The organism is Lactobacillus sp., assembly GCF_051873315.1.
GTDB lineage: Bacteria > Bacillota > Bacilli > Lactobacillales > Lactobacillaceae > Lactobacillus.
Genome location: NZ_JBJEES010000069.1, coordinates 1 through 8981 on the forward strand (window position 1 = coordinate 1; position 8981 = coordinate 8981).

The window sequence follows — 8981 nt, forward strand, 5'->3', positions numbered from 1 at the left end:
TGGCCCATGTTTCAGAAGACCCGAACATGCAGGAAGCCTTCAAGACCGGCTACGACATTCACGCCCACACGGCCATGAAGATCTTCCACTTAAAGAGCGTTGACGAAGTAACGCCGCTCCAAAGACGGCGGGCCAAGGCTGTCAACTTCGGGATCGTCTACGGGATCTCTGACTACGGCCTTTCCAAGAACCTGGACATCTCCCGCAAGCAGGCCAAGGAATTCATCGACGAATACTTTGACCAGTACCCAGGCATCCAGGCCTACATGGACCGGGCCGTTAAAGACGCCAGAGAAAAGGGCTACGCGGAAACCATCATGCACCGCCGCCGCTATCTGCCAGATATCCACGCCAAGAACTTCAATGTCCGCTCTTTCGCGGAAAGAACAGCCATCAACTCCCCAATCCAAGGGTCAGCTGCCGACATCATGAAGATTGCCATGATCAACATGCAAAAGAAGCTGGATGAACTAGGGTTAAAAACCAAGATGGTTGTCCAGGTCCACGACGAATTGATTTTTGACGTGCCAGCGGATGAATTAGAAACGATCCAGAAGATTGTCCCGTTAGTCATGCAGTCAGCCGTTAAGTTGGACGTGCCTTTGGTCGCTGACGCCGGCTGGGGCCATGACTGGTATGAAGCAAAGTAGGAGGTAAAAAATGCCAGAAATGCCTGAAGTTGAAACGGTCCGCCGGACCCTGCGGCCCTTGGTCGTGGGCAAGACGATCGACCATGTCGATATTTGGTATGACAAGGTCATCACCGGCGACCCGGAAGCTTTTAAAAAGGAGTTAAAGGGCAAGACCTTTACGGCTGTTGACCGCTATGCCAAATTCCTGCTCTTCCGTTTAGGCGACTTGACTGTCGTTTCCCATTTGCGGATGGAAGGCAAGTACCACTTAACGACCTGGGATGCACCAGTAGACAAGCATGAGCACATGCAGTTTGCCTTTACTGACGGAAGTGCTCTCCGCTACGCGGATGTCCGCAAATTTGGCCGCATGCAGCTGGTGGAAACTGGAACTGAATTCCAGATTACGGGCTTGAAGAATTTAGGCCTTGAAGCAAATACGCCAGAATTTACCCTGGACTATTTTGCAAAAGGCTTGAAGAAGAGGAGCCAGGGAATCAAGACCCTGCTCATGGGCCAGACCCTGGTGGCAGGCCTGGGCAACATTTATGTTGATGAAGTCCTCTGGCAAAGCCAGATCAATCCTTTGATCCCAGCCAACGAATTAACTGAGGACCAGGTCAAGCGGCTCTATACAGCCATCAATGAAACCATCGAAGAAGCTACTAAATACGGCGGCACGACCGTCCACAGCTTCTTAAACGCTGACGGAGAAGCCGGCCACTATCAAGAAAGGCTCAAGGTCTACGGCAAGGAAGGGCAGCCATGCCCGCGCTGCGGTGAAAACTTTGTCAAGATCAAGATAAGCGGGCGGGGAACCACCTACTGCCTGCATTGTCAAAAGAGGTAAAGGAGCAGATGACTTTTTATCTGGGACTGACCGGCGGGATTGCCACAGGCAAGTCGACCGCCAGCCGGATATTAAAAGATATGGGCTGCCAGGTTATCGACAGCGACGCCATTGCCCACCAGCAGGCCGAAGTTGGCCAGGTCTCCTGGCAAAAGATCTTAGAAGAATTTGGGCCGGACTTCTTCAATGAAGATAAGACTTTAAACCGGAAGAAGCTGGGCCAGTATGTCTTTGCCAATCCTGAGGCTTTGAAAAGATTGTCGGAAATTACCCAGGGCGAGGTCTTAAAAGAAGTTCAAAAGCGGATGAAGAACAGTCAGGCATCTGTCTGCGTCATCGACGTGCCCCTGCTCTTTGAAGCTGGCTGGCAGGATTACTTTGACGCGGTTCTCTTGATCGCGGCGCCGGAAGAAGTAGAACTAGAGCGTTTGATGGCGCGGGACGATTTAAGCCAAGCAGAAGCCAAAAGGCGGATGAATGCCCAGCTGCCATTGGCGGAAAAACGCCTGTTGGCTAGCTATGTGCTTGAAAATACTGGTACAATAGAAGAACTAAGAGAGAAATTGAGCAATCTGCTGAAAACTATCGCGTGAAAGGAGCTTCACTATGCTTTGTCCAAATTGCCATCAAAACGCCTCCCGGGTTATTGATTCCCGGCCGACTGACGAAGGGCGGACCATCCGCCGGCGGCGAGAATGCGAAAACTGCGGCTACCGCTTTACGACTTTTGAACGGGTGGAACAGTCACCACTTTTGGTGATCAAGAACGACGGCACCAGAGAGGCTTTCAGCCGGGAAAAGATCCTGAACGGGGTGGCGGCTGCCTGCCAGAAGCGGCCGGTAACCAGCGAGCAGCTCAACAAGCTGGTCGACAATGTTGAAAACCGGATCCGGGCTAAAGGAGTCAGCGAGATCTACTCCAAGGAAATCGGGGAATTAGTCATGGACCAATTAGCCGACATCGACGACGTGGCCTACATCCGCTTTGCCTCCATCTACCGCCAGTTCACTGATATGTCCAGCTTCATGAAGACCATGGAGGACATGATGGACCGGCACAGCAAGGCCAAGTAGTCCATGTACGAGAATTCCAATCCGCGTCTTCGCTACGTCGTTTTAAATGAGCTGCCAGGCCAATCCGGCCAGGTGCAGGTCTTGATCAAGCTCTACCAGCCCTTGATCGGGGCTTTAGGGGTTGCCCTTTACCAGACCTTGGTCCAGGACTTTGATCCTTACCGGTCTTTGTCTGCTTCAAGTGCCCTGTACAGCCTGCAAGAAGACCTGGACTGCAGCCTCCGCCAGCTCTGGCAGGCCCTGCATAAACTGGAAGCCGTGGGGCTCTTGAAGACCTATGTTAGCCACAATCTCCGCTTGGGGGATATTTTGGCTTTTAAGCTGCGTGCCGTGCCGGATGCCAGTGAATTTTTCAACACTTCGCTGTTAGCCAGCCTCTTAAAGGAAAAAGTTGGCGGTGTCCGCTTCAGCCAGCTTTCCCGGGAATTTGCCAAGCAGGCCCAGGTCAAGGAGCGGCAGCTGGACAATCTAGAAGAAGTTTCCGCTTCATTTTTTGAAGTCTTCCGCCTGCCGGAAAATGAGGCCATCAATCCTTCAGAAGATGTCCAAAAGGCAGCTGAGGAAAATGCCAGCCAAAAGACTGAAGATGCCCAGGTCAATTTAAAGCAGATCGACTGGCAGTACTTGAAAGACCGCTTCGCGACTTACCAGATCCCGGAAAGAGAGATCGACCGGCAAAAAGACGAAATCCGGTCCATCATGGAGCTTTACGGCTTAAGCGAGGAAGAGTTTATCAACGAAACCCTGCCGACCCTGCATGGCAGCTACCAGCTGGATGCCGCGGCAATCAGAAAGAGCCTCAACTACAACTACAAGGCTGACCACCGCCGCAAGCAGGTAATCAAGCGCCAGGAAGAAAAGCAGGACCGGCCAAGCGTGGACCAGCAGGATCAGGAGCTTTTAGACCTGGTTACCTCTAAGACGCCGATTAATTTTTTGGATGACATGAAGCTGGAGAAGGGCGGCTTTACCACGGCCAGAGAGCGGCAGATCGTCAACAACCTGGACAGACAGATTCACTTGAACCATGGCTTGATCAATGTTCTGGTCTACACCTGCCTCAACTACCAGCCAGTTTTGACCCAGGATTTGGCCAACAGGATCGCCAACGACTGGCTGCAAAAGGGAATCACGACCCCGGAAGCCGCCATCAAGCATCTGCGCGATGGAAAGAAGCAGGCCCAGGCAGGGCAAAAGAAGAACTACTCAGCGGGCAACCGGCGGCTTGAAAAGGGGACTGACTGGAACAAGAAGCAGTTTGTCCAGCCGGTCAATATTTCAGATGAAGACTTGCGGAAGATGCTGCAGGGGCCGGACAAGAAAGACAAGTAAGGGTGATTAGATGAGAGCAATTGGCGACATGTTGAGTGAAGCTGCTAAGGCCGCGGCAGCCAAGAACGGGCAGGATTTTTCGGCGGAATCATTTGAAAAGATGAAAAAGCAGGTTTTCGCTGACCCTGACGTCCGGGCTTTTCTTACTGCCCACCAGGACCAGCTGACCAAGGAGAGCGTGGACGCCAGCTTTGCCAGCCTCTATGAATACTGCCAGCAAAAAGACGGCCACGACAAGGTGATCAGCGGTTATTTGCCTGAGCTTTTCATGGAGGGGCCCTTGATCGGGATCCGCTACCAGGCCAGCCAGGCTAAGCAGCGCCGGGACAAAGAAGAAGCGGCCAAGCGGCGGATTGAGCTGATTGACTTGCCGGAGAAATTGCGCCGGGTCAAGTTAGAAGACTTGGACGTGGCAGTTGAGCGCAAGCAGGCCTTGTTTGAAGTAGGGGCCTTTTTGCAGGCTTACCAGAGCAATCCCCACGCCAAGGGTCTCTATTTAAGCGGGGACTTTGGGGTCGGGAAGACCTACATTTTAGCGGGCCTGGCCAACCGGGTAGCGGAAATGGGGGCTAAGGTGATCTTTTTGCACATGCCGACCTTTATCGCGGGCCTGTCCAGCCACTTTGGCGACAACAGCCTGCAGGCTGAAATTCAGCGCCTGGCGGCTTGCGATGTCTTGATTTTGGACGACATTGGCGCAGAGACCCTCAGTCCCTGGTCAAGAGATGACGTTTTGGGCGTGATTCTCCAGGCCCGGATGGACAATGACCTGCCGACCTTCTTCAGCTCCAACTTTGACATGGATACGCTTGAGAGCCACTTTAGCGCGACCAAGAATGCAGATGACCCGGTCAAGGCGGCCCGGCTGATGCAAAGAGTACGCTATTTGGCTAAAGAAGTGGTTGTTTCTGGGAACAACCGCCGCCTGCAGTAATTTTTTGAAAAAAGTGGCAAAAAAGCCTTGTCTTATTTGGGCAAGGGGGTATAATCGAAAAGTAAATAGAAGACATGATTCCTCCCGCTTCAGAGAGAGGGGCCCCGTTCTGAAAGCCCCCATTTGGGAGGAACCCCACCTTCTATGACCCCAAAAGATAAATGACAAGGTTGGACGCCGTTATCAGTCCAATAAGAGAGGCCGCTTTAGGCCTGAATTTTGGGTGGAACCACGATGATTAATCGTCCCGAGCATGTATTTGTGCTCGGGACTTTTTTGTTTTTGGAGGATTTAAACCAATGAGTTTTGCTTTGACTCTGCCAGATGGCTCAAAGAAAGAATTTGACGCAGCTGTTTCCGTTGCTGACCTTGCTTCCAGCATCTCAACTTCCCTGGCTAAGAACGCCGTTGCCGGCAAGGTTGACGGGGAAATCAAGCCCCTTGACTTCCAGCTGGACGCTGACCACGAAGTTGCCATTTTGACCAACAAGGATGCTGAAGGCTTGAGCGTCTTGCGGGCAACTGTTGCCTTTGTTTTGGAAGCTCTGGTTAAGGACAAGTACCCGGAAATCAAGCTGGGCCAAGCTGAAATTTCAGAAGACGGCTTCTTCATCGAAACTGACAAGGAAGACCAAATCAAGGTTACTGAATTGCCAGACTTGGAAAAGGCCCTGCAAAAGGCCATCAAGAACGGCGAAGCCATTGAACACGTTCAAGTAGCTAAGAGCGAACTGGCTGAAGCCTTCAAGGACGACCCATACAAGAGCGAACTTTTGGCTAAGGAAGGCGACTTAGTTGACGCCTACAAGCTTGGCGACTTCGTTGACTTTGGTTTTAGCGCCCTTTTGCCAAACACTGGCAAGATCAAGAAGTTCAAGCTTTTGTCAGTAGCTGGTGCCTACTGGAAGGGCAAGAGCTCAAACCCAATGCTGCAAAGAATCTTCGGGACTGCCTTCTTCAAGGAAGCTGACCTGGAAGCTGACCTCAAGCGGCGGGCAGAAATCAAGGAAAGAGACCACCGGACTATCGGCCGGGACCTGGACCTCTTCTTCGTTGACCCTAAGGTTGGGGCAGGTCTGCCATACTGGATGCCAAAGGGTGCTACTATCCGCCGGATCATTGAACGCTACATCGTGGACAAGGAAGTCGCAGCCGGCTACCAACACGTTTACACTCCAGTTTTGATGAACCTGGACGCCTACAAGACTTCCGGCCACTGGGCTCACTACCGGGAAGACATGTTCCCGCCAATGGACATGGGTGAAGGCGAAATGCTGGAATTGCGGCCAATGAACTGCCCATCCCACATCCAAATCTACAAGCACCACATCCGCTCATACCGGGAACTGCCAATCCGGATTGCTGAACTGGGTATGATGCACCGGTACGAAAAGTCAGGTGCCTTGTCAGGTCTGCAACGTGTCCGGGAAATGACTCTGAACGACGGTCACACTTTTGTAGCTCTGGACCAAGTGCAAGAAGAATTTGCCAGAACTTTGCAAATCATCATGGACGTCTACCACGACTTCGACATCAACGACTACTACTTCCGTCTTTCATACCGGGATCCAAAGAACACTGACAAGTACTTTGCCAACGATGAAATGTGGGAAAGAAGCCAAAGCATGCTGAAGGCAGCCATGGATGACATGGGCCTGGACTACGTTGAAGCTGAAGGTGAAGCTGCCTTCTACGGTCCAAAGCTGGACATCCAAACCAAGACTGCTTTGGGCAACGACGAAACCATGTCAACCATCCAACTGGACTTCATGCTGCCAGAACGCTTCGAACTGTCATACGTCGGCGCTGATGGTGAAGAACACCGCCCGGTTATGATCCACCGCGGGATCGTTGGCACTATGGAACGGTTTATCGCTTACTTGACTGAAATCTACAAGGGTGCCTTCCCAACTTGGCTGGCTCCTGTTCAAGCTGAAATCATTCCAGTTAACCTGGACGCTCACTCAGACTACGCTAAGAAGGTTCGCGATGAACTGGTAGCCAAGGGCTTCAGAGCTGAAATCGACTTCAGAAACGAAAAGCTGGGCTACAAGATCCGTGAATCACAAACCCAAAAGGTACCTTACACTCTGGTGCTTGGGGATGATGAAATGAACGCCGGCACGGTTAATGTCCGTCCTTACGGGACTGAAGAACAAAACTCCGAAAGACTGGCTGAATTCATGGACAAGCTGAGCAAGGACGTTGCAAACTACTCCCGCGAAGATTAATTCTTTCCTTATAAAATTGAACCCTTTCTGACATAAAAAACATCCTGTCTCAACTCTGAGGCGGGATGTTTTTGCGTATGTGCTTCTTTTTTGGGCTTACATCATGTCGAAGCTGATTAAGTGGCAGTCGACTTGTTGGGCAAGCTGGCGGCATTTATCAGTAAAGCCGGTCTTGGAGAACAGGTAGTAATTTTTCTTAGGAGTAGGGAAGAGGCTGCTCCGGTAGATGAGGGTTTCGAGGATATCAGCGGAGATCGGTTCGCTTTTCCACTTGCATTCGCCAAAGTAGCCGTTCAGCTTTTGGTCATCGAAACCGACTATGTCCATTTCAACTTGTTTCTTTTCCTTAGGATCAGGCCCCCACCAGTTGCCTAAGTTGACAAAAGGCTCTGGCACCAGGTCTGGATCAAACAGCTTGGACCAGAGGTATTCTTGGGAGAGTTTCTCAAATTCTGGTCCCATGAAGTGGGGGAGCTGCTTTATGATGTAGTCTAAAATTGGCTCGGTAATCCCCCGTTCGATAAAGCTGACCCGTTTGCCGACGAAAGTATACCAGAAGCGGAACATGCCATCCTTAATGGCATAGATGGTCTTCCGGCTTCTGGCTTTATCAATTTCTGTAACCGGCACCCGTTTTTCGATAATGCCCAGGTCGATCAAATTGTCCAGGTAAGGGCTAAGGGCGCCGCTGGCAATACCAGTTTTAGTTGAGATCTCTGACTGCCGGCTGGCCCCGGCCGCGATGGCGCTGATGATGGAGCTGTAGCTTGCTGGTTCGCGGAGTTCTTGATTGAGCAGACTCATGGGTTCGGCATAGAGCATGGCGCTGGTTGTCAGAAAGTTGTCCTTGATATTGTCTCTAAGGGATTTTTCTGGAGACATCAGTGACAGGTAGAGGGGAATTCCGCCGGTGATGGCATTGAGTTCAAAAACTTCTTCCTTATTTAACTGCGGGAAAAATTCTTCGGCATCATGCAGGCTGAAGGGCTTCAGCTTAAACTGGGCAGTTCTGCGGCCATAAAGTGGACTCTTGTAGCCAAGCACTTGCTTTTCCATGAAGGACATGGAGCTGCCGCAGAGAATAAGAAAAAGTTTGTTCTGTTTGAAATAGTGGTCGATGTAGGATTGCAGCATTGAGCTGATTGGCGGATAAGCTTTCGCCAAGTAAGGAAATTCATCAATGACTAAGATCAAGCGGTCATTTTTCTCAGAGAGATGAACGAGATATTTGAAGGCCTGCTCAAAGGAGGAAAAATTCGGCCCATCCAGATAGCTGGGATCTTCGTAGGCGTGAATCGCGTCAGAAAAACGAGATAAACTATCCTGGAATTTTTCTTCAAGGCCAGTAAAATAGATAGCCCGCTTGCCTTTTAGAAATTGGTTGATCAAGCTGGTTTTCCCGATACGATATCTACCATAGATGACCGCAAATTGAAAGCTGTCTTCTTGATAGAGCTTATTCAAAGCTGAAAGCTCTTGCTTTCTGCCGATAAACATTGGAATCACCTCGTTATCAATACTATGTTTTACAACATCATACTTTACAAGTTTACGATATACAAGTTTACGATATTGTTAATTGCGGGATGTTTTTTGTATATACAAGGACACATTTTAGATGAATGATTGATAAAAGCGAATGGAGAATTTCCTTGATCAATATGGTTATAAATGATAATTTCAAAAGAAAGCGAATTAAAGAGATGAGAAAAGAGAAGGATGAAGGCAATATGAAGCAGATTGTTGTGAAAGTTCTTGCGAATACGTTGATTCTGTTCATTTTGACTTATGTCGTTGATCTTTTGACCCACCACAATAGCAACTACTGGAACATTATTCCGATATCACTGGCAGGCTTAGGCAGTTATGAGCTTTTGCGGAGTGATTCGGTCTCTGACAGAGTCAAAAAGATTATCAATTGGATCACA

Annotated in this window: 9 protein-coding genes; 8 read left to right on the top strand and 1 reads right to left on the bottom strand. The window is 50.2% G+C overall.

The genetic code is table 11. From position 1 onward, the window contains the following. From ACI32D_RS04470 to thrS, 7 genes are all read left to right on the top strand, one after another. A partial coding sequence (locus ACI32D_RS04470; protein ID WP_439775436.1) for a DNA polymerase occupies positions 1–650 on the top strand: 650 nt, incomplete at its 5' end. Positions 651–660: 10 nt separating this feature from the next. Then, entirely contained in the window at positions 661–1482 is an 822-nt protein-coding gene (gene mutM, locus ACI32D_RS04475) for a DNA-formamidopyrimidine glycosylase (RefSeq protein WP_439775437.1), read from the top strand. Between the two features lie 8 nt (positions 1483–1490). After that, on the top strand, positions 1491–2075 hold the full coding sequence (coaE, locus tag ACI32D_RS04480; RefSeq protein ID WP_439775438.1) for a dephospho-CoA kinase: 585 nt from the start codon (positions 1491–1493) through the stop codon (positions 2073–2075). 13 nt (positions 2076–2088) lie between these two features. Further along, entirely contained in the window at positions 2089–2556 is a 468-nt protein-coding gene (nrdR, locus tag ACI32D_RS04485; RefSeq protein ID WP_002879222.1) for a transcriptional regulator NrdR, read from the top strand. A 3-nt stretch (positions 2557–2559) separates the two neighbouring features. After that, positions 2560–3888: a DnaD domain protein gene (locus ACI32D_RS04490; protein WP_439775439.1), complete on the top strand. Its 1329-nt coding sequence runs from the start codon at positions 2560–2562 to the stop codon at positions 3886–3888. A 10-nt stretch (positions 3889–3898) separates the two neighbouring features. After that, the gene (gene dnaI, locus ACI32D_RS04495; protein ID WP_439775440.1) at positions 3899–4822 is read left to right on the top strand and encodes a primosomal protein DnaI; all 924 of its coding nucleotides are present in this window, start codon (positions 3899–3901) and stop codon (positions 4820–4822) included. A 299-nt stretch (positions 4823–5121) separates the two neighbouring features. Beyond that, positions 5122–7053 (top strand): threonine--tRNA ligase, encoded by a 1932-nt coding sequence (gene thrS, locus ACI32D_RS04500; protein WP_439775441.1) that lies wholly within the window; start codon positions 5122–5124, stop codon positions 7051–7053. A gap of 96 nt (positions 7054–7149) precedes the next feature. Here thrS and ACI32D_RS04505 read toward each other — a convergent pair whose 3' ends face one another. Continuing rightward, the gene (locus ACI32D_RS04505) at positions 7150–8550 is read right to left on the bottom strand and encodes an ATP-binding protein (protein WP_439775442.1); all 1401 of its coding nucleotides are present in this window, start codon (positions 8548–8550) and stop codon (positions 7150–7152) included. 206 nt (positions 8551–8756) lie between these two features. On the opposite strand from ACI32D_RS04505, the gene ACI32D_RS04510 reads away from it, so the two are divergent. Then, positions 8757–8981 (top strand): hypothetical protein (locus ACI32D_RS04510; protein WP_439775443.1); only part of this gene is annotated, 225 nt, incomplete at its 3' end.